This window comes from Comamonas koreensis (assembly GCF_021026195.1).
GTDB classification, from domain to species: Bacteria; Pseudomonadota; Gammaproteobacteria; order Burkholderiales; family Burkholderiaceae_C; genus Comamonas; species Comamonas koreensis.
Genome location: NZ_JAJNCT010000009.1, coordinates 251,147 through 275,862, shown reverse-complemented (window position 1 = coordinate 275,862; position 24,716 = coordinate 251,147). Strand labels below are relative to the sequence as shown.

The window sequence follows — 24,716 nt, the reverse complement described above, 5'->3', positions numbered from 1 at the left end:
TTAGATAACCGCCCGACCTACCGTACGCCATGCCAAAAACTGGCAGAGCCGATCAACCAGGCACCGACGAAGGGCCTAGCCGGCCGCGCCGCCCTGCCCGGAGGGTGCCGTCCCCCTTCCCACGCGAAGCGTGAGAGAAGGGGGAAGCCGCGCAGCGGCTCAGGGGGATGCCTCTTAAACCGGATCCCAGCTAAAAACCTCGCCCGACCGCTCCATCGGCACAAACGAGGACTTCAGCGCCGGCATCGCATGCGAGGCGATGTCCTCGGGCGTCCAGCCTTCGCCCTGGTGCACTGAGCGCAGGGGACGCGGTTGGCTCATCAGGAAGATCTCGTTATTGCGCACCGCAAACACCTGGGCGTTCACATCCTTGGCCTGCTCGCTGAGCAGGTAGACGGCCAGCGGCGCAATCTTGTTGGGGGTCATCTGCTTGAGCTTGTCCACACGGGCTTGCTGCTCGGGCGTGTCGGTGGGGATGGAGCCGATCATGCGGCTCCAGGCAAAGGGGGAGATGCAGTTGCTGCGCACATGGAACTTGGCCATGTCCAGCGCAATGCTCTTGGACAGCGCGACGATGCCCAGCTTGGCGGCCGAGTAGTTGGCCTGGCCAAAGTTGCCGATCAGGCCGGAGGTGCTGGTCATGTGCACCATGGCGCCGCTCTCCTGCTCCTTGAAGTGGTTGGCCGCAGCGCGTGCCACGTAGTAGCTGCCGTAGAGGTGCACCTTGATGACGGCGTCCCACTCGTCCACGCTCATCTTGTGGAAGAAGCGGTCCCGCAGGATGCCGGCGTTGTTGACGATGCCATCGAGCTTGCCAAAGCTGTCGAGCGCGCATTGCACGATCTTGGCGGCGGCATTGGCGTCCGAGACGCTGTCGGTGTTGGCGACGGCTTCACCGCCGGCGGCCTTGATCTCGTTGACGACCTTTTGCGCGGGGCCGTCGTCATGGCCTTCACCGGTGGTGGAGGTGCCGATGTCGTTGACGACGACCTTGGCGCCTTCCTTGGCCATGGCCAGGGCCATATCACGGCCGATGCCACCGCCAGAACCGGTGACGATAACGACTTTGCCTTCGAGCATGGTGGACATGTCTGCTTTTCCTTGGAGCTGTGTGTAGATGAATATCGCCAGCATGCCGTCCATTAAGCGCATTGCCAATTCGCAAATGCGTAGGCAGGGCTTTGGCAAACTGAAACCGCAGGTTCAAAAACCAGGGCTAACCCTTTGTCTTCACCGCTGTAAAAGGAGAGGTTCCAATCTCTGCGATTGCGCTGGGGGGCCGAGCCTGCGACAGTGCCACCATGTCGCAAACCCCTGAACCTTCTGCCGCCTCGCTCAACACCGAGCAGGTCGCCCATTTGCAAAGCTGGATCAACAAGACCGAGACCATGCAGGACCTGGTGGCCCGCACGGCCGTGACCGGTCTCTCCGCCACCCTGGACCGCGATGACCTCCCGGCCCAGGACGGTGACAGCCTGCCGCCGCTGTGGCACTGGATGAACTTTCTGCCGATGGCGCGGCAAAGCCTGCTGGGGCCCGATGGCCACCCCGCGCGTGGCGGTTTTCTGCCCCCGGTGCCGCTGCCCCGCCGCATGTGGGCCGGTGGCCGCCTGCAGTGGCAGGCGGACAACCCGCTGCGCATTGGCGAGCGCCTGGAGCGCGTCTCGCGCATCGCCTCGGTGGACCACAAGGTGGGCCGCTCGGGCGAGCTGCTGTTTGTGCTGGTGCAGCACAGCTACCGCAATGCCCAGGGCCTGGCGCTGACCGAAGAGCATGACATCGTCTACCGCGCCGCTGCCCAGCCCAGCGACCCGGTGCCCCAGCCCACGGCCGCCGAGACGCAGGCCGCCTGGAAGCGCGAGATCAATGCCGACCCGGTGATGCTGTTCCGCTACTCGGCGCTCACCTTCAACGGCCACCGCATCCACTACGACCGCAGCTATGTCACGCAGGAAGAGGGCTACCCCGGCCTGATCGTGCATGGCCCGCTGATTGCGACCTTGCTGGTCGATCTGCTGCGCCGCAATGCCCCGGATGCGGTGCTGACCGACTTCTCGTTCAAGGCCATCCGACCCACCTTTGATCTGCATCCTTTCACCGTGCTGGGCCAGCCCCAGGACGATGGCAAGACCATCAAGCTCTGGGCGCATGACCACGAGGGCTGGCTCACGATGCAGGCCACCGCCAAGATCCGCTGAGCGCGCAGACCAACAACGCTTTCCCCAACACCGGTGGGTGGCGCAGACGCTGTCAGCGCCGCCACCCCCAACGCCCGACCCAGAACCATGATTGAACATACCGGCTCCAACAACTTCCCCGAAATCCGCGATGCCATCCGCGCGCTCTGCGCCGAGTTCCCCGACGAGTATTTCCGCAAGGTCGATGAGGCCCGTGCCTATCCCGAAACCTTCGTCGAGGCGCTGACCAAGGCCGGCTGGCTGGCAGCACTGATTCCGCAGGAATACGGCGGCTCCGGCCTGGGCCTGACCGAGGCCTCGGTCATCATGGAAGAGATCAACCGCTGCGGCGGCAACTCCGGCGCCTGCCACGGCCAGATGTACAACATGGGCACCTTGCTGCGCCATGGCTCGACCGCCCAGAAGGAAAAGTACCTGCCCAAGATCGCCAGCGGCGAATGGCGCCTGCAATCGATGGGCGTGACCGAGCCCACCACCGGCACCGACACCACCAAGATCAAGACCACGGCCGTCAAGAAAGGCGACAAGTACGTCATCAACGGCCAGAAGGTCTGGATCAGCCGCATCCAGCACAGCGATTTCATGATCCTGCTGGCGCGCACCACGCCGCTGGCCGAGGTCAAGAAAAAGAGCGAAGGCATGTCGATCTTCATGGTCGACCTGCGTGAGGCCGAGAAAAAGGGCCTGACCGTGCGCCCCATCCTGAACATGGTCAACCACGAGACCAATGAGCTGTTCTTCGAGAACCTGGAGATCCCCGAGGAGAACCTGATCGGCGAAGAAGGCAAGGGCTTCAAGTACATCCTGGACGGACTCAACGCCGAGCGCACCCTGATCGCTGCCGAGTGCATTGGCGACGGCTACTGGTTCCTCGACCGCGTGACGAACTATGTGCGCGACCGCGAAGTGTTTGGCCGCCCGATTGGCCAGAACCAGGGCGTGCAGTTTCCGATCGCCGATGCCTTTATTGAGGTGGAAGCGGCCAACCTGATGCGCTGGAAAGCCTGCGAGCTGTTTGACAAGCACGAGCCCATGGGCGCCCAGGCCAATATGGCCAAGTACCTGGCCGCCAAGGCGAGCTGGGAGGCGGCCAATGCCTGCCTGCAGTTCCACGGTGGCTTTGGCTTTGCCTGCGAATACGACGTGGAGCGCAAGTTCCGCGAGACGCGCCTGTACCAGGTGGCACCGATCTCGACCAACCTGATCTATTCCTACGTGGCCGAGCACATCCTGGGCCTGCCGCGCTCGTTCTGATGGCGCCGCGCAGCGATAAAAACAGAGAACCGGAGACTTCATGACCAGACCATTGGATGGCATCACCGTCGTATCGCTGGAGCACGCCGTGGCCGCGCCTTTTTGTGCGCGCCAGCTGGCCGATCTGGGCGCGCGCGTCATCAAGGTGGAGCGGCCGGGCAGCGGCGATTTTGCGCGCGGCTATGACAGCCGGGTGCGCGGCCAGTCCTCGCATTTCACCTGGCTCAACCGCAACAAGGAAAGCCTGGCGCTGGACCTGAAGGACCCCGCATCGCTGGAGGCGCTCAAGCAGCTGCTGGGCACGGCCGATGTGCTGCTGCAGAACCTGGCACCGGGCGCTGCGGCGCGCATGGGGCTGTCCTACGAGGCCTTGCATGCCGCCTTTCCGCGCCTCATCGTCTGCGACATCAGCGGCTATGGCGACAACGGCCCCTACCGTGACAAGAAGGCCTATGACCTGCTGATCCAGAGCGAGGCGGGCTTTCTGTCGGTGACCGGCACGCCCGAGACGCCGAGCAAATCGGGCATCTCGGTGGCCGATATTGCGGCGGGCATGTATGCCTATACCAATATCCTCTCGGCCCTGCTGCTGCGCGGCAAGACGGGCGAGGGCAGCCATATCGACGTGTCCATGCTCGAAGCGCTGGGCGAGTGGATGGGCTACCCGATGTACTACGCGTTTGAAGGCGCCGCGCCGCCACCGCGCACCGGCGCATCGCATGCCAGCATCTACCCCTATGGCCCCTTTGTGGCCGGCGATGGTGGCACGGTGATGCTGGGCCTGCAAAACGAACGCGAGTGGAAGATCTTCTGCGACCAGGTGCTGCTGGCACCGGCGCTGGCGACCGATGCGCGCTTTGACAGCAATGCCAAGCGCAATGCCAACCGCGCCGAGCTGCAGGCCGAGATCCTGCGCATCTTTGGCTTGCTCAATGCCAGCGATGTGGTGCAGCGCCTGGACGAGGCCGGCATTGCCAACGCCCATGTCAATGACATGGCGGGCCTCTGGGCGCACCCGCAGCTGCTGGCACGCCAGCGCTTTGCGCAGGTGGACACGCCCGTGGGCACAGTGCCGGCGCTGCTGCCGCCCGGCCGCAACAACCAGTACGACTACCGCATGGATGCGGTGCCTGCGGTGGGCGAGCACACGGCCGCCATCCTCGATGCGCTGCAGCTGCCCGCCGATGCGCTGGCGGCAGTGCGCAAGGCCTCCGGCCTTTGATGCTTTCTGTTGGAGAAAAAAGAACATGACCACAGCAACCACATCCCCCACGCCAGCGGCCCAACTGGCCCGCTTTGCAGCCGAGCTGCAGTACAGCGACATTCCTGAATCCGTGCTGCAAAAGACCGAAGACCTCTGGGTCGATTGGTTTGGCTCGGTGGTGGCCGGCCACAATGCCCGCCCCGTGGCCAGCATCACCCGCTTTGCGCTGGGCCAGGGCCCGGCCCAAGGCCCGGCCGAGGTGATCGGCCCCGAGGGCCGCAGCAGCAGCCCCTACCTGGCGGCCATGGCCAATGCCGCCGCCTCGCATGTCGCCGAGCAGGACGATGTGCACAACGGCTCGGTGTTCCACCCGGCGGCCGTCGTCTTCCCCCCGGCTGTAGCCGTGGCGCAGGCGCTGGGCAAGTCCGGCAAGGAGCTGCTGACCGCCTGCATCGCCGGCTATGAAGTGGGCATCCGTGTGGGCGAATTCCTAGGCCGCTCGCACTACAAGATCTTCCACACCACCGGCACGGCCGGCACCTTGGCCGCAGCGGCTGCCGTGGGCCATCTGCTGGGCCTCAATGCACAGCAAATGCTGCATGCCTTTGGCTCGGCCGGCACGCAGTCGGCGGGCCTGTGGGAGTTTTTGCGCACCGCTGCCGACAGCAAGCAGCTGCACACTGCGCATGCCGCCGGTGCCGGCCTGATGGCCGCCTACCTGGCCAAAGATGGTTTCACTGGCGCGGCCGACATCTTCTGCGGCGCCCAGGGCATGGCCGCTGGCATGTCCAGCGACAGCGATCCAGCCCGCCTGGTCGATGGCCTGGGCACGCGCTGGGCCACGCCAGAGACCTCGTTCAAATGGCATGCCTCCTGCCGCCACACCCACCCGGCAGCCGATGCGCTGCTGCAGGTGGTTCGCGCGCACCAGCTCAAGGTATCGGACATTGCCGAAGTGGTGACCCATGTGCACCAGGCCGCGATCGATGTGCTGGGCCCCGTGGTGGACCCGAGCACCGTGCACCAGAGCAAGTTTTCGATGGGCACGGTGCTGGCGCTGGCCGCGCGCTTTGGCTTTGCCGGCCTCAATGAGTTCGACAACGAGTTCCGCGCCGAGGACACGATGGCGTTGCGCGACAAGGTGCGCATGGTGCTGGACCCCGAGGTGGACGGCGCCTACCCGCAGCGCTGGATTGGCAAGGTGACCGTGACCACCACCGACGGCCGCGTGCTGGAAGGCCGGGTGGACGAGCCCAAGGGCGACCCAGGCAACACACTGAGCCGCGAGGAGCTGACCGACAAGGCACTGCGCCTGGGCGAATTCAGCCGTGCGGTGCCCTCCGCGCAGATGCAGCAATCGGTGCAGAAACTGTGGCAGGTACGGGAATGGACCAGGGTCGAAAAGCTGTTGCTGGCCGTATAAAGAAAGCAGCAGCGCCGAAGCTGGGTGGCTGCGACGCGGGGGCCCGACCAGGCCCCCATCCCCGACCGGGATGGGCGATGTACCCCTCCCAAGACCAGGAGACAAAAATGCGCTTTCGCTTGTTGACCCCGGCAGCCGCTGCCGCCGTGATGGCCTGTACCGGCCTGGGCCTGCACCTCAACGCCCAGGCGGAGGACTGGCCCACCAAGCCGGTGGTGCTGGTGGTGCCCTACTCGGCCGGTGGCCCTACCGATGTGGTGGCGCGCATGCTGGCCATTCCGATGGGCAAATCGCTGGGCCAGACGGTGGTGGTGGAAAACACCGTGGGCGCAGGCGGCACGATTGCACCGGCGCGCGTGGCACGCGCCAAGAACGATGGCTACACCATCCTGATCCACCACATGGGCATGGCCACGGCACCATCGCTGTACAAGAAGCTGCCCTACGACCCGCTGAAGGATTTCGAGTACATCGGCCAGGTGCTGGATGTGCCGATGACCCTGTTGTCGCGCAAGGACTTTCCGGCCAACAACTTCCAGGAGCTGATGGCCTATGTGAAGGCCAACCAGGAGAAGGTGTCGCTGGCCAATGCCGGCATTGGCGCGGTCTCGCAGCTCTGCGGCATGCTGTTTGCGTACCAGGCGGGCGTCAAGCTGACGACAGTGCCCTACAAGGGCGCGGGCCCGGCGATGAACGATTTGATGGGCGGCCAGGTCGATCTGCTCTGCGACCAGACCACGCAGACCGCGCCGGTCATCAAGGACGGCAACCGTGTCAAGGTATTTGGCGTGACCACGCCCCAGCGCCTGACCGCCATGCCGCAGATCCCCACGCTCGACGAGCAGGGCCTGAAGGGCTTTGACGTCAAGGTCTGGCATGGCATGTATGCCCCCAAGGGCACGCCGGCCGAGGTGATCAACAAGATCAACGCCGCCCTGAATGTGGCCTTGAAGGACCCTGTGGTGGTGCAGCGCATTGCCGACCTGAGCAGCGAGCTGGTGACCCCGGACCGCGCCACGCCGCAGAGCTTGAAGACCCTGCTGGAATCGGAAGTGAAGCGCTGGAACACGGTGATCAAGGCAGCCGGCGTGACCGCCGAATAAGAGCCGCTAACACAACCCTTGATACGTCGTTGCCTGGCCGGCCGCGCCCTGCCTTGTCGTACTACTGTACTGCCTGCGGCAGGACGCCTAGTCGGGGGCGCCCAGCCTCAACCGCAAACCTCCGGTTTGCTGGGCCGTGTTAGCGGCTCTAAGCCTGGCGCTTGACCCGCGCTTGAGCAGGGGCCATGGGCCCCTTTTTTGGTAAACGGAAGACTGATGGACATGACTCTCAACACGCATCCGCTGGCCACCGCCACCTCCTGGCTGTTTGTACCGGCCAGCCGTCCCGAGCGCATTGCCAAGGCACTGGCCAGTGGGGCCGATGCAGTGATCGTGGACCTGGAAGATGCAGTGGCGCCGCAGGACAAGCAAGGGGCCCGCGCCGCCTTGCTGGGCGCCTTTGGCCAGCTGCAGGCGGCTGAGCGCGCCCGGGTGCTGGTGCGCATCAATGCCCATGGAACGCCCTGGTTTGATGGCGATGTGCAGGCGCTGGCCCAGCTGGTGGCGCAGGGCGCCGCCGGCGTGGTACTGCCCAAGGCCGAGACGGCAGAAGCAATGGCGCTGCTGCTGCCGGCGCTGGGCACGCAAGGGGTGCTGGTGCCCATCATCGAATCGGTGGCGGGCCTGCACGCCATCGATGCGATTGCGCGTGCGCCGCGCGTGCTGCGCCTGGCCTTTGGCCACTTGGATTTTCAGGTCGATGCCGGCATGGCCTGTGCCGAGGACGAGAGCGAGCTGCTTCCGGTGCGCCTGGCCGTGGTGCTGGCTGCGCGCCGCGCCCAGCTGCCGGCGCCCATCGATGGCGTGACCGTCAACACCCAGGATACGGCCGTCGTGCAGGCTGATGCGGCGCGAGCGCTGCGCGGCGGCTTTGGCGGCAAGCTCAGCATCCACCCGATGCAGGTGGCCCCCATCAATGCCGCGTTTGCGCCTACCGGTGCGCAGCTGCAGCGCGCCCAGCAGGTGCTGGCGGCGGCAGAGGCGGCGCAAGGCGGCGTCTGCGTGGTCGATGGCCGCATGGTCGACGCACCGGTGATAGCGCTGGCCCACAAAACCATGCAGCGCCACCAGCAGGCCCAGCGGCGCCTGCAAAGCGACGCGTAAAAGTGGCTTGCTCGGGTAGCCGAGCAGGACACTTTCTGACACAGCTCTGCGCAATCTCGTCTATATACTCGCTCCACTACCGCGCCGCAGCAGCGGCGCACCCCATTAGGAGAGCGACATGTTCAAACTCAAACACGCGATTGCCTGGGCCGCCGTGGCCCTTACCGGGATGGCCCATGCCTACGTGCCGCAGGGTGGCACCTGGATCGTCTCCGATGAAGTCAACGGCCGCCCCGGCCGGGGTTTTGCCATCGATGTGCAAAACGATGTGCTGGTGATGCAGGTCTATGCCTATGAAAGCAGCGGCCAGCCCACGTTCTATATGGCTACCGGCCGCCTGGATGACAACAGCGAGCTGACCACCCGATTGGGCCGCTACGAGGGTGGCCGTTTCCTGGGCAGTGGCGACCGCAGCGGTGTCGAGCGCGGCAGCCCGGGCAATGTGCGCATCCGCTTTGTGAGCGGCACCCTGGGCTATATCACCCTGCCGGGCGAAGGCGAGAAGGAAATCAAGCGCTACCAGTTTGGCTATGACAACTCGCCCGCCTCGCTGCTGGGCCTGTGGAGCCTGGTCTATGGCGACAGCAACGGCAACATCGAAACCGAGACCATGCAGCTGACCCGCATCACCGGCGGATCGTCCTTTGGCAGCGGCATGACCGTGTCTTATGACGGCCTGTTTGCCTGTGAGCAGATCATCCGTGGCGTCGATGCCGGCAAGACCCAGTGCGTGAAGATGCGCAGCGGCACCTCGAGCGAAACGGTGCGGGGTTTCTGGTTTAACTTCAGCGTCAACCAGGCTGAGGGTGACTGGAGCAACACCCGTGGCTCGGGCAACGGCGCCCTCTATGCCAACCGCCTGATGCAGAACTCGGGCCGCATCACCGGCCTGCTGCGCAAGGTGACGCCAGATGCCGGCAGCGAGCAAAACAGCAATGACGATGCACTGCGCGCCGCACTGGAAGCCCAGGCCAGCGCGCGCCAAAGCCGCTAATCTGCGTTAATTGCCCGATGAAAAATGCCCTGGCTTGCCAGGGCATTGTCTTTGGGGCCGGAGCCTTTAGAGCCGTTAACACGGCCCAGCAAACCGAAGGTTTGCGGTTGAGACTAGGCGCCAAGCCGCAGGCAGTACCGTCGTACGACAAGGCTTGGCAACGACGTATCAAGGGTTGTGTTATCGGCTCTTATTCGATGCGGGCGCCGGTCGCTTTGACCACTGCAGCCCAACGCTCCATCTCACGGTCGATATGGGCACCCAGCGCCTCGGGGGTGGAGCCCACTGGCTCATAGCCGCTGGCGGCCAGCTGCGATTGCAGCGAGGGGTTTTGCAGCGCGGTCGCAATCTCGCGGCTGAGCTTGCCGGTGATGTCGGCCGGGGTGCCTGCTGGCGCGATCACCGCATACCAGCCATTGATGTCAAAGCCTGGAAAGCCCTGCTCCTGCACGGTGGGAATCTCGGGCGCCAGGGCGGAGCGCTTGGCGCTGGTGACGGCCAGCGCGTGGAGCTTGCCGCTGCGCACATGCGGGATCGACGTCGAGATGCTGTCAAAAGTCAGGTCGATATCGCTGGCCAGCATGGCGTTGACGACACCGGCACTGCCCTTGTAGGGCACATGGGTCATCTTGACGCCGGCGGTGCTGGCAAACAGCGCGCCGGCCAGGTGGCCGGTATTGCCATTGCCGGCCGAGCCATAGGTGAGCTTTTCCGGGGCGGCCTGCGCGGCCTTGACCAGCTCGCCAATGTTCTTAGCCTGCAGCTTGCTGCTGCCCACGACGATCATCGGCAGGTTGGCCACCAGCGAGACCGGCGCAAAGTCCTTGCGGGTGTCGTAGGGCAGCTTGGGGTAGAGGCTGTCGTTGATCGCATGCGCGGCCAGCACCATCAGCACGGTGTAGCCATCGGGCTTGGCGCGCGCCACATACTGCGAGGCCAGGGTGCCACCCGCGCCGGGCTTGTACTCCAGCACCACCGGCTGGCCCAGCTGCTGCTGCAGCTGCAAGGCCAGCGGCCGGCCCAGCAGATCGGCACTGCCCCCGGGTGGGTAGGGGATGACCAGCTGGATCGGTTTGCTGGGCCAGGTGGCAGCATAGGCCATGCCGGCCAGCAGGCTGCCGCCGGCAACCGCCAGGCCCGCAAGCAGGCCGGCCAGCTGCCTGCGCCGGTGGGTGGTGAGGTGGCGATGGGTCATGTCATGTCTCCTGGTCTTGTTTTGGGATGGGCGCTGGCGGGCGATCAGGCCGCTGAGGCGCTGGTCTGGCTCGCGTACAGCGTGCGCAGCTCGCGCTTGAGCACCTTGCCAATCTCGCTGCGCGGCAGCTGGCTGTGGATGACCAGGTCGGCCACGCGCTGGGTCTTGCCAACGCGGCTGTTGAGCCACTGCTGCAGATCAGGCGCCTGGGGGCTGCTGCCGGGCTGGGGCACCACATAGGCCACGGGGCTCTCGCCCCAGGCGTCCGAGGGCACGCCGATCACCGCGCATTCGCGCACCTCGGGGTGCTGCAGCATGACGGCCTCGATGTCACTGGGGTAGACGTTGAAGCCGCCGGTGATGATCATGTCCTTCTTGCGGTCGCCCAGCACGATGAAGCCATCGGCATCCATCTTGCCCACATCGCCGCTGCGGATAAAGCGCTCGCCGCTGGGGCTGATCCACTCGGCCTCGCGGGTCTTGTCGGGCTGGCGGTGGTAGCCGGTCATCATGCCGGCTGAGCGGCCAACGATCTCGCCCTGCGCGCCCTTGGGCAGTTCCTTGCCTTCCTCGTCGATAAAGCGCAGATCGGCGTCAGGCCCGGCGCGGCCGACGGTGTGCAGCTTGTCGGGGAACTGGTGGCAGTGCAGCTCGCAGCGCACGCCACCCTCAGTCATGCCGTAGTACTCGATCAGGCGGCCGGGCCAGCGGCGCAGCACCTCCGCCTTGAGCGCGGTCTTGAAGGGCGCACTGGTGCAGAACTTGTTCTGCAGCAGCGTCAGGTCGGCCTGGTCAAACGCCGGGCAGTCGAGCAGGCGCTGGTACTGCACGGGCACCAGCATCGTGTGGGTGGCGCGTTCCTGCTGGGCCAGCTGCAGGTACTGGGCCGCGTCGAACTTGCGCATCATTACCAGGGTGCCGCCCAGGGCCAAGGTGGGCAGGACCGCCACCAAGGTGGTGTTGGAATACAGCGGCGTTGCACACAGCGATACCGCATCGGTGCCGTAGCCGTTGGTGACGGCGCGGTTCACATGCGACCAGCGCATGCCCCAGCTTTGCACAATGCCCTTGGGCACACCGGTGGTGCCCGAGGAATAGATCAGGTTGAAAGGCCACTGCGGTGTGGGCTGCACCGGCTGGGGCTGCTGGCCGGCGGGCACCTGGGCCAGCCAAGTGCTCCAGGGCGTGCCGGCTTGCGCGGCATCGTCCAGCGCGATGCAGGGCCGCTCTGCGGTGCTGGCCAGCGGCCACTGCGCGGCGACCTCGGCATCGCGCAGCAGCAGCTTGGCCTCGGAGTTGTCCAGCATGGCGCTCAGGTGCTCGGCCGTGGCCGAGGGCGCCAGCGGTGCCACGACGACACCGGCTTGCAGCGCGCCCAGGTAGGCCAGCACATAGGGCACCGAGGTGCTGGCGCAGATGGCCACCACATCACCGGCCTGCAGGCCTTGCTGCTGCAGCGCGCAGGCCACCTGGCGCATGCCCTGGGCGAGCTGGGTGTAGTTCAGGCGGGTGTTGCCCAGCACCAGTGCGGTGTGGTCGGGGCGCTCCTGGGCCTGGGCCAGGACCAGGGCGGGGATGGAGCCAAAAGGCTGGGCGAGTTGGAAGGAGGAAGTGTCAGACATACCAAGAATGCAAACGAAAGGAATCAGTCGAGAGACAGGTTGGCGGCGCGGACGATCTCGGCCCAGCGCTTGCGCTCCTGCGCGATGAAGGCGTCGTGCTCGGCCGCCGTCTCGCCGCCGGGCACACCGCCGAGCTCGGCAAAGGTGCGGCGGATGTCGGCGCCTTGCAGTGCCTCATGGGCCACCTGCTGCAGGCGGTTGACGATGGCATCGGGCGTGCCAGCGGGGGCCAGCAGGTCAAACCAGGCAGTCACATCCATCGGCACACCGGCCTCGCGCATCGTCGGCACATCAGGCAGCTGGGCCGAGCGCTCGCGGCTGGTGATGGCCAAGGCCCGGAACTTGCCCGACTGGATGTGCGGCATCGAGCTGGGCAGGTTGTCGATCATAAAATCGACCTGCTGGCCCAGCAGCGCAGTGACGGCGGGCGCCGCGCCGCTGTGGGGCACCAGGGTCACATCCAGCCCGCTCTGCTGGCGGAACAGCTCGGTGGACATGTGCGGCGACTGGCCCACGCCCGAGGTCGCAGCGGTCAGCGGCTTTTGCATGCCCAGCGCCACGAGCTGCTGCACGTTCTGGATGGGGGAGCTGGCATGCACGACCAGGATGTTGGGCACCGAGATCACATTGGTGATGCCGCGCAGGTCATGGGGGCCGTAGGCCAGCTTCTTGTAGAGGCTGAAATTGATGGCCACCGGGCCGATGTTGCCCATCAGCAAGGTGTAGCCATCGGGCTTGGCGCGCGCTACGTAGGCAGTGCCGATGCCACCGCCGCCGCCGGCCTTGTTCTCGACGATGACGCTGGTCTTGAGCGACTGGCCCATCTTCTGGGCCAGCAGGCGCGCTGCGATATCGGTGGTGCCACCGGCCGCAGCGGGCACGACGATGGTGATGGGGCGGGCCGGCCAGTCGGCCGCCCAGGCCAGCAGCGGGGAAAGCAGCAGGGCCGCAAGGGCGCGGCGGCGCGCAAAGCGCATGGTGTTGTCTCCGTATTTGTAGTTAGGAGTTCACCATAGGCAGTCGCGCTGGCAGGCGTGATGGGGTTTGCCTGCACCAGCGCGCATTAGGCCTTCGCCGTTGCGAAAGCCATGCTTTGCGTGCGCGGAAGCAGGCCAAAAAAAAGCGGCCCGAAGGCCGCTGATGAAGCGTGGAATAGCGCTGACTTTATGGGTACAGGCCGCGTGCTTCGCGTGCGTGCAGAATGCGGCGGCAGGCGATGATGAAGGTGGCGGTACGCAAGGAGACCCGGTTCTCTTGCGCCACTTGCCACACGGCGGCAAAGGCGTCCTGCATGATGCGCACCAGGCGGGCGTTGATCTCGTCCTCGCTCCAGAAGAAGCTGGAGAAATCCTGCACCCATTCGAAGTAGCTCACCGTCACGCCGCCAGCGTTGGCGATCACGTCGGGCAGCACCAGCACACCCTTGTCATGCAGGATGTCATCCGCTTCGGTGGTGGTCGGGCCGTTGGCGCCCTCGATCACCATCTTGGCCTTGATCTTGCCGGCGTTCTTGGCATTGATCTGGCCTTCCAGCGCAGCGGGGATCAGGATGTCGCAGTCGACGGCCCAGAAGTCCTCGTTGGCCATCTTGTCGGCGCCCTTGAAGCCGCCCACACCGCCGGTGTTGGCCACATGGTCGAGCACGGCAGGCACATCCAGGCCCTTGGCGTTGAAGATGGTGCCGGTGTGGTCTTGCACCGCCACGACGAGGGCGCCGGCTTCGGCAAACAGCTTGCCTGCCGTGCCGCCCACGTTACCAAAACCTTGCACGGCCACCTTGGCGCCTTGCAACGCCAAGCCGGACAGCTTGGCGGCCTCGACGCCCACGGTGAACACGCCGCGGCCGGTGGCCTCGACACGGCCGAGCGAACCGCCCAGATCGATGGGCTTGCCGGTGACCACACCGGTGGAGGTGGCGCCGGTGTTCATCGAGTAGGTGTCCATCATCCAGGCCATGATCTGGCCGTTGGTGTTCACGTCGGGCGCAGGGATGTCCTTGGACGGGCCAATGAACAGACCGATTTCGCTGGTGTAGCGGCGGGTCAGGCGTTCGAGCTCACCCTTGGACAGGGTCTTGGGATCAACGCGGATACCGCCCTTGGCGCCACCGTAGGGCACGTTCACGGCAGCATTCTTGATCGACATCCAGGCCGACAGGGCCATCACTTCGGACAGGGTCACATCCTGGTGGAAGCGCACGCCGCCCTTGCCGGGGCCACGGCTCAGGTTGTGCTGCACGCGGTAGCCTTCAAAGTGGGCGATCGTGCCGTTGTCCATCTCGATGGGCACATCCACAATCAGCGCCCGTTTGGGGCGCTTGAGCGTCTCGACCCAGCGGGCCAGCGAGCCGAGGTAGGGCGTGACGCGATCGACCTGCTGCAGGTAGTTGCCCCAGGGGCCCAGGTGCTTGGCGTCGAGGTAGGAAGGCAGCGCGTGTTGTGCTGCGGCGGGAGTGCTGTTGGACGGCATACGATCCATGCGGTTGAAAAGGTCTGTACAGCTTAAATCCGCTCTATATCCTTTGTCCAAGGCCGGATGATAGGGATGGAATGCTTTTTTTGCATAACCCCGGCTGGGTGCTGCTTACATGTTGCGTTGGTGCTGCGGCGACAGGGGAGGGTACGGCGGTCCGTTACGCTATGCCGATTGGACTTTTTACACTTTCGGACACCATCGCCATGCCCTCTGCCGACACCGCCGCACCTTTTCAACCCGCAGCCCTGGCCCAGGCGCTGCAGACGGCCACCTCGGCCGGCAGCGCCATCGATGCGGCCGCCTGGCCTGCGAGCCTGGCGCCTGCCGACATCATCGCCGTGCACCGCGAGCGCGCCCAGCGCTGGGGTGACAGCGCCCAGGCGCCGCAGTACTGGAAATCCGGCGGCCCCGGCCGCAGCCAGCCGCTGGGCCATGCGCCGCTGCCTCCCCAAGGGGTGCATGCTGGCGGCGCCGATCTAGGAGGGACGCCGTTCTTTCTGCGCGGGGTGGAGGCCGAGATTGCATTGCGCCTGGGCCAGGCGGTCGATGCGGCCCAGGCCGCTGCGCTCGACGAGGCCAGCGCTGCCGAGCTGATCGATGCGATGGCGGTAAGCATCGAGATTGTCGATTCGCGCTGGCAGCAGCAGCTGCAGGCGCCGGCCGCCCTCAAGGCCGCCGATCTGCTCTGCCATGGCGCACTGGTGCTGGGCCCCTGGCTGCCCTACCGCCCGGTCGATGGCCGCACGCAGCGCTGCACGGTGCAGATCGGTGCGCAGCCCGCCCAGGCTTTTGAGAACAGCTACGGCCTGCAGGACCCGGCCTGGCTGCTGCCGCAGTGGCTGCGCCATGCGACCGCACACTTTGGCAGCCTGCGCGCCGGCACGGTGGTGACGACCGGCAGCTGGTGCGGCCTGTTGCAGGCCGCAGCTGGCGATGCGGTGCGGGTGCAGTTTGACGGGATTGGCGAGCTGCGGGTGCAGCTGTAATCCGCACACCCCGCCAGAAAGCAAAACGCACACCGATCGCCATGGGCGAGGGTGTGCGTTGCACAGCGGATGGCCGGCCACTGCCGGCGCAGGCTATCAGTTCTGGGCGATGGCCGAAGGGTGCTGGGCCAGCGGCGTGACCGAGATCTTCATGTAGGGGAACAGCGGCAGCGCCTGCAGCAGGCCGTGGAGTTCGTCATTGGATTCCACATCGAACACGCTGTAGTTCGCATACTCGCCCGCCACGCGCCAGATGTGCTTCCAGCGGCCATCGCGCTGCAGATCTTGTGAATAGGCCTTCTCGCGGGCCTTAATCTCTTGGGCCTGCTCTTGGGGCAGGTCATGGGGAATGTTCACATCCATGCGAACCAGGTACAGCATTGTTTTCTCCTTGGCGGCGCTGGGTGGGCCAGCCGCTGGGCGGGCCACCATGCGCTATGTGTCGATCGGTTGGTGCCGGCCCTGCGGGCAGGGCCAGCGCGCATTGTCCGCCCAGGAGGAAGCCAACAGGGTCTCGTCGGCTAATCGTTGCTTGGGTAACCGTTTTGAAGGCTTTGATCCAGCCGCCCGTGGCTAGGCGCGCCTAACCGCCCGCAGCTAGCCGCCCGTAGCTAGGCGCTCCCAGCTAGCCGCCCGCAGCTAGGCGCCCCCAGCTAGCCGCCCGCATGCTCAGGCGCCGGCGCAAAGCTCATGAAGAGGCCGTAGATGCCCAGCTGCGCGGCAATCTGCGGCAGAAAGCTGAACAGCATGTACAAGGGCAAGGTGACGAGCAGGCTGAACTGCTGGGCCAGCCAGGCGAGCGAGGCGGCCTGCAGCGGGATGCTGACGACCAGCATCAGCATGCCGGTCATTGTGGCGGCCACCTTGTGCAGCACGGGGATGGGAAAGATATACAGCACCAGCGCATGCACGGCGGGCAGCAGCCAGAGCATGGCCAGGCCCATGTCCAGGATGTTGTCGGCCAGCAGGCGGTTCACATCGCTGACGGCCAGCGCGGGCAGGAACTCGTACGAGAGCAGACCGACGATGCCCAGCAGCGCGACGATGCGCAGGCCATAGATTAGCGGCAGGCGCTCGCGTGAGAGCACAAAGGACAGCGCCATCAGCCCCAGCGACAGCAGTGCGCCGCCCCACCATTGCCAGAGATTGGGTGGCGGCACATAGAACTGGGTGCGCACCACGTCAACGGGCACGCCCAGCAGCGAGGTGGTCTTGACCTCCACCCCCGCGCTGCTGCCCAGGCCCAGATGCGGCCAGGCCCAGGCCAGCACATCGGCCCAGCGGTGCATCAGCAGCGGTGCGCCCCACCACAGCACCAGCCAGAACGCCGTCAGCAGTACCAGCAGCTGGGCGCTGTGCTGCCAGGTCCAGATATAGCTTCTGAGCCCTCGGTGCTGGCGGGTCATGCGCAACGACATGGCGCGGCCTTAGAAGTCGAAGAACACCGCAGCGCTCAGGCCCTTGCGGTTGTAGTAGGGGTTGCGGTAGAACTGGCCGCCGACCAGGTAGCCCCAGTCCTTGCCCAGCCACTGGCGCCATTGCAGGCTCAGCTCGGTCGATTGGAAGCCGACCTGGTCACCGGCGCCATTGGCGATGGCACCGGTGGGCAGATATCCTTCCTTGCCGTGGTCGATGCGGGCGGTGAAGTAGTGCTGCTTTTCGCGGCCCATGGTCAGCGCGGCAAAGCCCCGGTAGCCTTCCACCGAGCCGGGGTTGGACTTGTTGTAGACCACGCCGCCTTCGCCGACCCAGTCATTGGCCGAGTAGTAGGCCACCGACGCGGTGATGCCTGTGTCGCGGTGGATGCCGTCGCGGCTGGCCGACTTCATCAGCGCCAGGCCGGTCACCCACTGCTGGCTCTCGGTCCACTTGCGGTAGATGGCGATGTCGCCCCGGTACTTGTTCTGGAAGTCGGCCGAGCCGGAGCTGGCGCCCACCGACATGTACCACCAGGGCGACAAGGTCTGCGTCAGCGACAGGGCACCGACGGTGCCGCGCTGGTCGAAATGGCGCTGGCTGGACAGCTCCCAGTTCAAGGTGGTGCCGGGCTTGAGGCCGACATGGCCGCGCACGAACTCGTCGTTCCAGTTGCTGTTGCCGCCGGTCAGGCTGGAGAAGCCCGCGCCGATGTCGACCCGGCCGCGCTGGCCTGGCTCGAAGTCGGCAGCAGGAGCAGCCGCAGGCTCGGCAGCAGTAACAGGGGCAGCAGCGCTGGCGGCCGTGGTCTGGGCCATTGCGGGGGCGAGCAGGGCGGCGGCGCTCAGGGCCAGGGAGCTGGACAGGAGGAAGGTGTTCATGGTGTTCTGGTGTCGGTTTTTCAAAGGGAGGATGGCGGCAGATGGCGGGCAATCGCGGCGGCAATCTGCACGCCACTGCTGCCATCGCCAAAGGGGTTGTCCACCGTGGCAGGCGGCTGCCCAGGCAACTGGCCGGTGGCCAGCACATGGCTGGCGGCCGAGAGGATGCGCTCGGCCTCGGTGCCCACCAGCAGGCCGGCGCCGCAGGTGATGACTTCGGGGCGCTCGGTCACCTCGCGCATCACCAGCAGCGGCTTGTGCAGCGACAGGCCCTCTTCCTGGATGCCGCCCGAGTCGGTCAGCAGCAGCTGGGCCGCGTCCATGATCTCGACCATGGGCGCGTAATCGAGCGGAGCGGTCAGGCGCCAGCGGCGCTGTACCTCGGCTGTGGTGGCGGCATGCACACCGCGCACCACCTGCTGCACCAGCGGGTTCAGGTGCACCGGCCAGATCACCGCGGCATCGGGGTGCTGCTCGAGCAGGCGGGCCACCGATTGGGCGATCTCCACCATGGGTTCGCCCCAGTTCTCGCGCCGGTGTGCGGTCACCAGCACCAGCTGGCGCAGGCCGCTGTCGACGAACCACTGGTAGTCCGGGTTGGCCACTGGTTGGCCGGCAGCGCGCTGCTTGCGCACATGGCGCGCGGCCAGCAGCACAGCATCGACGACGGTGTTGCCCACCACCGAGATGTTGCCCGGCACGTTTTCCTTTTCCAGGTTCTCGCGCGCCTGGCCGGTAGGCGCAAAGTGCCATTGGCTGACGCGGCCGATCAGGCTGCGGTTGATCTCTTCGGGGAAGGGCTCGGAGATGCGGCCCGAGCGCAGACCGGCCTCGACATGGCCGACGGGAATCTGCAGGTAGGAGGCAGCCAGCGCGCCCATGGCGGCACTGCTGGTGTCGCCATGCACCAGCGCCACGGCAGGTTGGAGGCTGGCCAGGGTGCTGCCGATGGCGGACATCAACTCACTCGACAGCGCCGGCAGGGTGGCGACCTCGCGCTTGAGGCGGATCACCTGCTGGGGCGCGATGCCAAAGAATTCATACAGCGGCCAGGCCATCTCCTCGTGCTGGCCGGTATGCAGCACATGGGTGGTGATGCCGCGCGCGCGCAGCGCCAGCACCACGGGGGCCATCTTGATGATCTCGGGCCGGGTGCCCATGATGGCGGCCACGGAGAAGGAGGAGGAAGGGTTGGAGGAGCTCATGGTTGGCGATGCAGTTCAAGGCTGAGTGCTTTGCCGTCCTGTACGCGGACCAGCCAGCCCTCGTCGGTCGCTTGTACCTGGGCCTGGCCGGTGCGCACCTGCACGGCGTCGTATTTGGTCTTGGGGATGGTCCAGGCCATCGACTCCAGGGTCCGGCTGTGGCTGGCGCTGAGCAGCTCGTTGCCACCGTCGGCGGTGATGGTCCATTGCACCTGTTCGCGCCGGCTGAGGAAGTCGGCCGCCTCGGTCATCGAGATGAACTGGCACTGCTTGCGGTCCGCGCAGGCCTGCATGCTGTCGACATAGGCCTTCACCGCTGGCAGGTAATCCACCGCGCCGATGGGGTGGAAATAGCTCAGGCGGATGCTGCGGGTGTGCTCGATAAAGCGCGCCACCTGCTGCAGCCACTGGCCAAATTCCGCCATCGGCATCTTCTGGAACGAGGCCTCTTCGGCCGATGCGATTTGGCCATAGGTCAGCACCGGGAAGGCCCAGGACTGGTTGACCTGGCGACTGCCCAGCCACAGCCGCGTCGGCGGCATGCCGACATTGGCCACCGTGTAGAAGGCCTGCACGCCGTGCTCGGCCATCCAGTCGTAGGTCCACAGGGGGGTGTTGCCATTGGGGGCCGAGTATTCCTGGGGCTGCAGGCCATGGTTGGCCTTGGTGACCGAGGCATTGTTCAGGTCCAGGAAGGGCAGAAAATCATCGGCGTTGTCGTCCGTTGCCTTTTCACCGAAATAGTTGTGGATCCAGCCGCCATGGTTGCCGATGCTGTGGCCCTGGCTGAGCAGCATCTGGATCATCTGCTGCGCGTCTTCGTTGTAGTCCAGGTCCATGCCCAGGCCGTCGCCTGGCTTGTTCACATCCGGGCCGGCGGTGAAATGCAGGGACTGGTGGCCATGGTCGAAAATACCGGCGTCCTGCAGCTGGTGCAGAAAACCGATGGCCCTGCCATCGTCGTTGTGCCAGTTCAGCACCAGCGCGCCAATGCCATCGGGCGATGCCAGCAGTGCCGGCTGCTGCACCAGTTGCTGGGCAAAGTAGGCCAGAAAGCCGTGCAGAAAAATGCCGTCGGTGCGCTGCAGCAAATAGGTCAGTGGCATGTTGACAAACATCGCCTGGCCCTTGCCCCAGCGATTGACGCTGGCCACCACATCGCCATTGCTCGATTGCAGCAGCACGCGCGCGCCGCTCTGGGGGCGGTCGGTTTTCAGTACGGTAAAGCGCTGCGAATCCTTGGTATAGCCGGCGATGAAGCTGGGAAAGCCAGGCTCATCGGCCGCCAGCTCCTCGGGGCCGATGGCGGTGAGCTTGGCGGCGGCCTTGGCGTCCAGATAGCGGCCAGGGGGGATACCCAGCTTCTCCATCGTGGCGGGCGCACCCCGAATCTCCTCATAGTCGGAGAGCTGGTCCCTGTAGGTGTCGTAGTCGCCATAGCGCACGCCCAGCATGTCTGACAGACGCGCGGTGCCCTTGCCATAGTAGCCGCGCTCATCGAGCATGCCGCCATCCTGCACCACCATGGCCTGGCCACCGGCATGCACGACGTCGATCAGGGTCTGCACCGCCGCATCCGAGATATTGCGGTGGAAGGTGTCGGGCAGGATCACCGCCTGCAGCGCAGCTGGAGCGCCGTAGTGGATGCCGCGCATCCATTCGCTGATGGCCAGCGGCATGAGCAGCACGCCGCGCTCGCGCGCCGCCTGGCGCCAGATCTGCACCTCGGGGGCGTTGGCAGCCATGCTGTCGGGAATCAGCAGGCTGATGGTGGCGTAGTGCTGGCTGGCCTTGAGGCTGCGCGCCTGGTGCCAGGCAATGGCGGCGAGCACGCACAGCACAACCACGGTGGCGGCCAGCCATTTCTTCCAGCGCAAGAGCTTGTTCATGGTGTCAGCCTCAAGGGTTGGCAGCCGGGGCGGTGGCGGGTGCGGTGGCCGTTGCAAACGGGCAGTCGGTGCTGATGCCCGTGTGCGCCAATGCATGGTCGATCATCGCATCCAGTACCGTCCAGCCCACCGTGGGCTGGAAGGGCCGCAGCGATGCGCGCCAGCAGGCCGCTTGGATCGGCGCGGTCTGGCGCATTTTCCATGCAACCAAGCCCCATGCATAGCGGTCTTCGCTGCGCGAGAGCCAGGCGCTGCCATGCTGGGCCAGCCACTGGGCAGTGGCGCGGTCCGATTCGGCGCGCGAGATCACACCGGTCTGCCACAGGTAGGCGCTGGCCAGCGTGTGGGGGTAGAAGCGCGGCTGGTCGTATTCGGGCAAGGCCGGCTTCCAGCCGCTGCCACTGCGAAAGCGCCGGTGGATAGCCGCTGCCAGTTGCTTGGAGCCCGGGCCGGCCTGGGCGCCTTCGGCCACGCGCAGCGCCTCGTAGACCTCGATGTTGTCCATCAGGTAGTACAGCTCGGTGTCCAGCAAGGCTTTGTAGAGCTGGGTCTTGGGATTACGCAGGCGTGCGAGCAGCTGTTGGCTGCGCGCAATGGCTTGCTGGGCGGCGGCCTGCTGGCCGGGCTGCAGCCATTTCTTCTGCTGCGCCTGGTGCAGCATCTCGATCGTGGTGGCGGCCATGGAATCATCGGCATCGGCACCCATGCAACTGCGCCAGGCCTTGTCGGCCGTGGGGCAAAAGCGGTCAAAGCCCCCATCCTTGCGCTGGCGCGGCAGCAGCCAGGCCAGCCACTGCTGCAGCTCGGCCTGCATCGGCACATCGGCCTGCAGCGCGATGGTGAAGCCCTTGTTGATGAAGTAAGGGTCCACCACCTGGCCGCCCAGGGTGGTGTAGTAGGCACCATCGCCCGTGGCAAAAGCCGCCAGCGCGGGCGGCTCGGCCGGCTGGGTTGCGCCCACCAGTTGCCAGGCCATGGCGGCCGAGGCTATCCAGAGATTGCGTGTTTTCATAGCACCACCTGTCCGGAACGTACGGCAGCCATACTGCCATACACCCGCACACTGGCGTGCAAGGCGATGGTCCAGGCCGAGACACTGCTGGGGCAGGCCTTGTCGCCCACCTGGCTGTCGGGGCCCAGTTGCAGGCGCTTGCCCGCGCACATGGGCCCTTCGACATAGTTGTTGCCCTTGGTCTGCAGGTCGCCCTGCACGAAGATGGCGCCCTGTACGCAGGCGCTCTTGGCCAGGATGGCGTTGCCATGCACCTTGATATGGCCGACAACCACCGACATCTCTTCGAGCAGCAGGTTGCCGGTCACCACCAGACCGCCGCGCACGATGGTGCCGGCGGGAATGTGCAGGTCCCCTTCATGGCGGCGTTGAAGGGTCGTCAGCGGCATGCCGGTGCCCAACTCGGGCAGCGGAAAACTCAGCGAGCGCTTGAGCGGCCAGGTAAAGATGCAGTCGGCCGAGAGGCGCAGAAAGCGCGCACCGGGCGACAACACGATATGACGGTCAGCGCTGGTCAGGCGGGCCAGCTGGGCGGGGCCCAGGCAGTGGATGCTTTTGGCATGCAGCACGCGTTGCACGACGCTGTTGGCCTGCAGCTCGACGACGTCGCTGGAAATCAAGGCGCGCAGCTGGGAGCGAAAACCGATCACCACCGGCACCTGGGTCCTGGCCATCAGGCGGCCCTGGTCATCATGGTGCCATTGGGCGACGCGCGGCATGGTTTCCAGCAGATCGAGCTGGTCGGCCATGCGCTGGGCGGCGTAGTCGGTGCGGCCATTGTCCAGCGGGTCGATCTCCAGCGCATCGGCATCGCTGCGCGAGTACAGCTCCCGCAGCGCCGGCAGCAGCGGCAGAAGGAAGACCAGGACGGTCGCGATCAGCCACATGCTGCCAAACAGCAAGGGGTTGGCGGGGGCAGTCATACACGTGCTTCAGGCAGGGCAGCGGTGGCGACCACAACGGGCGCAGCGGCGGGCGCCTGGCGGTAGCGCACGGTCTTGTCCCATTTGAACTGGCGCTTGAACAGCTTGTCGAGCAGCAACCCGTCGATCGTGGCCTTGGAAACTGCGACCATGCTGACCACAAAACCCGTCAGCAACAGGGGCAGCAGGCGCAGGCGGCGCTGGTGGCCATCGAGGTGCACGGCAGCGGCCACTTCAAAGAAGGCCGCGAAGTTGCCCACACAGGCAAAACCGGTGGCAATCAGCAGCATCAGCAAGGCGATGTTCACATTGGCGCCTACGCCATAGCCGGTCACTGTCAGCACCAGCGCCAGCATCCATCCCACCAGCAGGATGGGTGACATCAGGAACACGCCCAACAGCGCCACGCCGTCAACCCGTTCCATCCAGCGCAGGCCCTTGCGGGTCAGCATCTCGGTGCCCAGCTTGGTCATCACCTGGTTGTGGCCCTTGGCCCAGCGGCTGATCTGGCGAAAACGCACGGCCCAGCTCTCAGGCACTTCTTCGTAGCATTCGGCGTAACCCAGGTAGGCGGTTTGCCAGCCCTTGAGCAGCAGGCGGTAGGTCAGGTCGGTGTCCTCGGCCAGCACCTCCGGCGTCCAGCCGCCCACGTCCTGCAGTGCGCTCAGGCGAATGCCGCCGACGGTGCCGCCGTATTGGGCCACCGCGCCCAGGTTGAAGCGGGCTTGCTGGTCGACCTGGTAGCCGCCGGAGCGCTCCAGATCCAGCAGGCGGGTGAGCAGGTTCACACCAGCGTTCTGTGGCACCACGCGGCCCATCACGGCGCCCACTTCGGGGTCGAGAAAGGGGGCTACCAGCTGCTTGATGATCTTCTTGCCGGGAAGGTAGTCGGCGTCGAACACGACGATCAGCTCAGACTCGCCCCGGGCCTGCACGATGGCAGTGGCATCGGCCAGCGCCGCAGCCTTGCCTGGAGGGCCTTCCTGGCGGTGGAACAGCTGCAGGCGGCCAGGGTGGCGGTCGGCATAGCTGTCAATGATCTGGCGTGTGCCATCGGTCGATCGGTCATTGACCGGCATGATCGTCAGCCGGTCGCGCGGGTAGTCCACATCCAACAGCGCCTCGATGCAGCCGGAGATCACGGCCTCTTCGTTGTGCGCTGCAATAAAAACAGTGATGTGCGGCCAGTGCGCCTGTTCAATGCCCGCGTACAGCGGGCGCTGGCGTGCAAACAGGCGGTTGAGCGTGAAGGCGTAGTGGCGGAAGGTGTAGAGCGCTTCGAGCAAAACCACCAGCATCAAGGCCACCAGGCACAAGCCCAGTGCCCATGTGGCCCAGCCTGCCTGGTAGGGCGTTGAAGGCTGTGCATGGGCCAGCACAGGCAAAAAGCCCAGGAACGCTGCGCAGAGTGCAGGTACCAGCATAGAGGGAGCGGAGCGCTTGGGCATGGTGCTTGATAGAAAAAAATTCTTACAACTTGTTATTTGATTATATCAATCACCACAAATGCATGAATAGTGTTTCAACAAGTATCCGAGTAAAAAGTAAGCATTTATTAACGTTAAAGTGAATAACTATCAACGCATTGTGAACTTACATAACCGTTGCTGTTACAAATTGAAGCTTGATTTGGAAGCCTTTTTTGACGATTTCTCGCTCCACATGCTGCGCTGCATCAGTTTTTTATGTTGCGAGATGATGCGTTTGATAGTGGGTGTAAGCGAAACACGATAGAAAAAATGCTTGGCTGCTGATGGGCCAAAGCGACACGCTGTGCGTACATCCGGTTCGTGTCAGCGGCATCCGTGCGCAAGCAGGCATCGCCCCGGCGC

The 24,716-nt window shown here is 65.4% G+C and carries 21 protein-coding genes; 8 read left to right on the top strand and 13 right to left on the bottom strand.

Translation table 11 applies throughout. The features are described 5' to 3' along the window. Positions 1 to 174: 174 nt before the first annotated feature. The gene (locus tag LPW39_RS09190) at positions 175 to 1,080 is read right to left on the bottom strand and encodes an SDR family NAD(P)-dependent oxidoreductase (RefSeq protein WP_230774309.1); all 906 of its coding nucleotides are present in this window, start codon (positions 1,078 to 1,080) and stop codon (positions 175 to 177) included. Positions 1,081 to 1,301: 221 nt separating this feature from the next. On the opposite strand from LPW39_RS09190, the gene LPW39_RS09185 reads away from it, so the two are divergent. From LPW39_RS09185 to LPW39_RS09155, 7 genes are all read left to right on the top strand, one after another. Further along, positions 1,302 to 2,198: an FAS1-like dehydratase domain-containing protein gene (locus LPW39_RS09185; protein ID WP_230773845.1), complete on the top strand. Its 897-nt coding sequence runs from the start codon at positions 1,302 to 1,304 to the stop codon at positions 2,196 to 2,198. Positions 2,199 to 2,285: 87 nt separating this feature from the next. After that, positions 2,286 to 3,452 carry an acyl-CoA dehydrogenase family protein gene (locus LPW39_RS09180; protein ID WP_021025399.1) on the top strand — a complete coding sequence of 389 codons (1,167 nt, stop codon included), beginning with the start codon at positions 2,286 to 2,288 and terminating at the stop codon, positions 3,450 to 3,452. 40 nt (positions 3,453 to 3,492) lie between these two features. Further along, the gene (locus LPW39_RS09175) at positions 3,493 to 4,674 is read left to right on the top strand and encodes a CaiB/BaiF CoA transferase family protein (protein ID WP_230773843.1); all 1,182 of its coding nucleotides are present in this window, start codon (positions 3,493 to 3,495) and stop codon (positions 4,672 to 4,674) included. Positions 4,675 to 4,699: 25 nt separating this feature from the next. Beyond that, a complete protein-coding gene (locus tag LPW39_RS09170) occupies positions 4,700 to 6,079 on the top strand; it encodes an MmgE/PrpD family protein (protein WP_230773842.1) in 1,380 nt (459 codons plus the stop codon). A 149-nt stretch (positions 6,080 to 6,228) separates the two neighbouring features. Then, the gene (locus LPW39_RS09165; RefSeq protein WP_230774307.1) at positions 6,229 to 7,182 is read left to right on the top strand and encodes a tripartite tricarboxylate transporter substrate-binding protein; all 954 of its coding nucleotides are present in this window, start codon (positions 6,229 to 6,231) and stop codon (positions 7,180 to 7,182) included. A gap of 216 nt (positions 7,183 to 7,398) precedes the next feature. Beyond that, entirely contained in the window at positions 7,399 to 8,286 is an 888-nt protein-coding gene (locus LPW39_RS09160) for an HpcH/HpaI aldolase/citrate lyase family protein (protein ID WP_230773840.1), read from the top strand. Between the two features lie 118 nt (positions 8,287 to 8,404). Beyond that, the gene (locus LPW39_RS09155) at positions 8,405 to 9,280 is read left to right on the top strand and encodes a hypothetical protein (RefSeq protein WP_230773839.1); all 876 of its coding nucleotides are present in this window, start codon (positions 8,405 to 8,407) and stop codon (positions 9,278 to 9,280) included. Between the two features lie 190 nt (positions 9,281 to 9,470). Here the strand turns inward: LPW39_RS09155 and LPW39_RS09150 are convergent, their stop codons facing one another. The 4 genes from LPW39_RS09150 to LPW39_RS09135 all read right to left on the bottom strand — a co-directional run bounded on the left by LPW39_RS09150 (position 9,471) and on the right by LPW39_RS09135 (position 14,566). Further along, positions 9,471 to 10,475 (bottom strand): tripartite tricarboxylate transporter substrate binding protein, encoded by a 1,005-nt coding sequence (locus LPW39_RS09150; protein WP_230773837.1) that lies wholly within the window; start codon positions 10,473 to 10,475, stop codon positions 9,471 to 9,473. 44 nt (positions 10,476 to 10,519) lie between these two features. Beyond that, positions 10,520 to 12,097 (bottom strand): class I adenylate-forming enzyme family protein, encoded by a 1,578-nt coding sequence (locus LPW39_RS09145; RefSeq protein ID WP_230773835.1) that lies wholly within the window; start codon positions 12,095 to 12,097, stop codon positions 10,520 to 10,522. A 23-nt stretch (positions 12,098 to 12,120) separates the two neighbouring features. Continuing rightward, the gene (locus LPW39_RS09140) at positions 12,121 to 13,074 is read right to left on the bottom strand and encodes a Bug family tripartite tricarboxylate transporter substrate binding protein (RefSeq protein WP_230773834.1); all 954 of its coding nucleotides are present in this window, start codon (positions 13,072 to 13,074) and stop codon (positions 12,121 to 12,123) included. Between the two features lie 187 nt (positions 13,075 to 13,261). Then, positions 13,262 to 14,566 (bottom strand): Glu/Leu/Phe/Val family dehydrogenase, encoded by a 1,305-nt coding sequence (locus LPW39_RS09135; protein ID WP_230773832.1) that lies wholly within the window; start codon positions 14,564 to 14,566, stop codon positions 13,262 to 13,264. 209 nt (positions 14,567 to 14,775) lie between these two features. Here LPW39_RS09135 and LPW39_RS09130 point away from each other — a divergent pair, with 209 nt between their 5' ends. After that, positions 14,776 to 15,558, top strand: coding sequence for a fumarylacetoacetate hydrolase family protein (locus LPW39_RS09130; RefSeq protein ID WP_230773831.1), 783 nt, complete (start codon positions 14,776 to 14,778; stop codon positions 15,556 to 15,558). 96 nt (positions 15,559 to 15,654) lie between these two features. On the opposite strand, the gene catC is transcribed toward LPW39_RS09130, so the two are convergent. From catC to LPW39_RS09090, 8 genes are all read right to left on the bottom strand, one after another. After that, a complete protein-coding gene (gene catC, locus LPW39_RS09125) occupies positions 15,655 to 15,939 on the bottom strand; it encodes a muconolactone Delta-isomerase (RefSeq protein ID WP_021026843.1) in 285 nt (94 codons plus the stop codon). Between the two features lie 272 nt (positions 15,940 to 16,211). Next, positions 16,212 to 16,976 (bottom strand): hypothetical protein, encoded by a 765-nt coding sequence (locus tag LPW39_RS09120; protein ID WP_230773828.1) that lies wholly within the window; start codon positions 16,974 to 16,976, stop codon positions 16,212 to 16,214. Between the two features lie 9 nt (positions 16,977 to 16,985). Continuing rightward, a complete protein-coding gene (locus LPW39_RS09115) occupies positions 16,986 to 17,855 on the bottom strand; it encodes a YaiO family outer membrane beta-barrel protein (RefSeq protein WP_230773827.1) in 870 nt (289 codons plus the stop codon). Between the two features lie 20 nt (positions 17,856 to 17,875). Further along, entirely contained in the window at positions 17,876 to 19,060 is a 1,185-nt protein-coding gene (gene wecB / locus LPW39_RS09110) for a non-hydrolyzing UDP-N-acetylglucosamine 2-epimerase (RefSeq protein ID WP_230773821.1), read from the bottom strand. Next, entirely contained in the window at positions 19,057 to 20,949 is a 1,893-nt protein-coding gene (locus tag LPW39_RS09105) for a polysaccharide deacetylase family protein (RefSeq protein ID WP_230773816.1), read from the bottom strand. Before LPW39_RS09105 ends, wecB begins: the two co-directional genes overlap by 4 nt. A 10-nt stretch (positions 20,950 to 20,959) precedes the next feature. After that, positions 20,960 to 21,961: a hypothetical protein gene (locus LPW39_RS09100; protein WP_230773814.1), complete on the bottom strand. Its 1,002-nt coding sequence runs from the start codon at positions 21,959 to 21,961 to the stop codon at positions 20,960 to 20,962. Beyond that, positions 21,958 to 22,884, bottom strand: coding sequence for a bactofilin family protein (locus LPW39_RS09095; RefSeq protein ID WP_230773813.1), 927 nt, complete (start codon positions 22,882 to 22,884; stop codon positions 21,958 to 21,960). The genes LPW39_RS09100 and LPW39_RS09095 overlap by 4 nt, the downstream gene beginning before the upstream one ends. After that, positions 22,881 to 24,308 carry a glycosyltransferase family 2 protein gene (locus LPW39_RS09090; RefSeq protein WP_230773811.1) on the bottom strand — a complete coding sequence of 476 codons (1,428 nt, stop codon included), beginning with the start codon at positions 24,306 to 24,308 and terminating at the stop codon, positions 22,881 to 22,883. Before LPW39_RS09090 ends, LPW39_RS09095 begins: the two co-directional genes overlap by 4 nt. Positions 24,309 to 24,716 lie beyond the last annotated feature (408 nt).

What these genes read in the sequence shown, in the direction of transcription:
- LPW39_RS09190 (WP_230774309.1), bottom strand. Translation starts at nt 1,080, where the DNA reads ATGCTCGAAGGCAAAGTCGTTATCGTCACCGGTTCTGGCGGTGGCATC.
- LPW39_RS09185 (WP_230773845.1), top strand. Translation starts at nt 1,302, where the DNA reads ATGTCGCAAACCCCTGAACCTTCTGCCGCCTCGCTCAACACCGAGCAG.
- LPW39_RS09180 (WP_021025399.1), top strand. Translation starts at nt 2,286, where the DNA reads ATGATTGAACATACCGGCTCCAACAACTTCCCCGAAATCCGCGATGCC.
- LPW39_RS09175 (WP_230773843.1), top strand. Translation starts at nt 3,493, where the DNA reads ATGACCAGACCATTGGATGGCATCACCGTCGTATCGCTGGAGCACGCC.
- LPW39_RS09170 (WP_230773842.1), top strand. Translation starts at nt 4,700, where the DNA reads ATGACCACAGCAACCACATCCCCCACGCCAGCGGCCCAACTGGCCCGC.
- LPW39_RS09165 (WP_230774307.1), top strand. Translation starts at nt 6,229, where the DNA reads ATGGCCTGTACCGGCCTGGGCCTGCACCTCAACGCCCAGGCGGAGGAC.
- LPW39_RS09160 (WP_230773840.1), top strand. Translation starts at nt 7,399, where the DNA reads ATGGACATGACTCTCAACACGCATCCGCTGGCCACCGCCACCTCCTGG.
- LPW39_RS09155 (WP_230773839.1), top strand. Translation starts at nt 8,405, where the DNA reads ATGTTCAAACTCAAACACGCGATTGCCTGGGCCGCCGTGGCCCTTACC.
- LPW39_RS09150 (WP_230773837.1), bottom strand. Translation starts at nt 10,475, where the DNA reads ATGACCCATCGCCACCTCACCACCCACCGGCGCAGGCAGCTGGCCGGC.
- LPW39_RS09145 (WP_230773835.1), bottom strand. Translation starts at nt 12,097, where the DNA reads ATGTCTGACACTTCCTCCTTCCAACTCGCCCAGCCTTTTGGCTCCATC.
- LPW39_RS09140 (WP_230773834.1), bottom strand. Translation starts at nt 13,074, where the DNA reads ATGCGCTTTGCGCGCCGCCGCGCCCTTGCGGCCCTGCTGCTTTCCCCG.
- LPW39_RS09135 (WP_230773832.1), bottom strand. Translation starts at nt 14,566, where the DNA reads ATGCCGTCCAACAGCACTCCCGCCGCAGCACAACACGCGCTGCCTTCC.
- LPW39_RS09130 (WP_230773831.1), top strand. Translation starts at nt 14,776, where the DNA reads ATGCCCTCTGCCGACACCGCCGCACCTTTTCAACCCGCAGCCCTGGCC.
- catC (WP_021026843.1), bottom strand. Translation starts at nt 15,939, where the DNA reads ATGCTGTACCTGGTTCGCATGGATGTGAACATTCCCCATGACCTGCCC.
- LPW39_RS09120 (WP_230773828.1), bottom strand. Translation starts at nt 16,976, where the DNA reads ATGTCGTTGCGCATGACCCGCCAGCACCGAGGGCTCAGAAGCTATATC.
- LPW39_RS09115 (WP_230773827.1), bottom strand. Translation starts at nt 17,855, where the DNA reads ATGAACACCTTCCTCCTGTCCAGCTCCCTGGCCCTGAGCGCCGCCGCC.
- wecB (WP_230773821.1), bottom strand. Translation starts at nt 19,060, where the DNA reads ATGAGCTCCTCCAACCCTTCCTCCTCCTTCTCCGTGGCCGCCATCATG.
- LPW39_RS09105 (WP_230773816.1), bottom strand. Translation starts at nt 20,949, where the DNA reads ATGAACAAGCTCTTGCGCTGGAAGAAATGGCTGGCCGCCACCGTGGTT.
- LPW39_RS09100 (WP_230773814.1), bottom strand. Translation starts at nt 21,961, where the DNA reads ATGAAAACACGCAATCTCTGGATAGCCTCGGCCGCCATGGCCTGGCAA.
- LPW39_RS09095 (WP_230773813.1), bottom strand. Translation starts at nt 22,884, where the DNA reads ATGACTGCCCCCGCCAACCCCTTGCTGTTTGGCAGCATGTGGCTGATC.
- LPW39_RS09090 (WP_230773811.1), bottom strand. Translation starts at nt 24,308, where the DNA reads ATGCTGGTACCTGCACTCTGCGCAGCGTTCCTGGGCTTTTTGCCTGTG.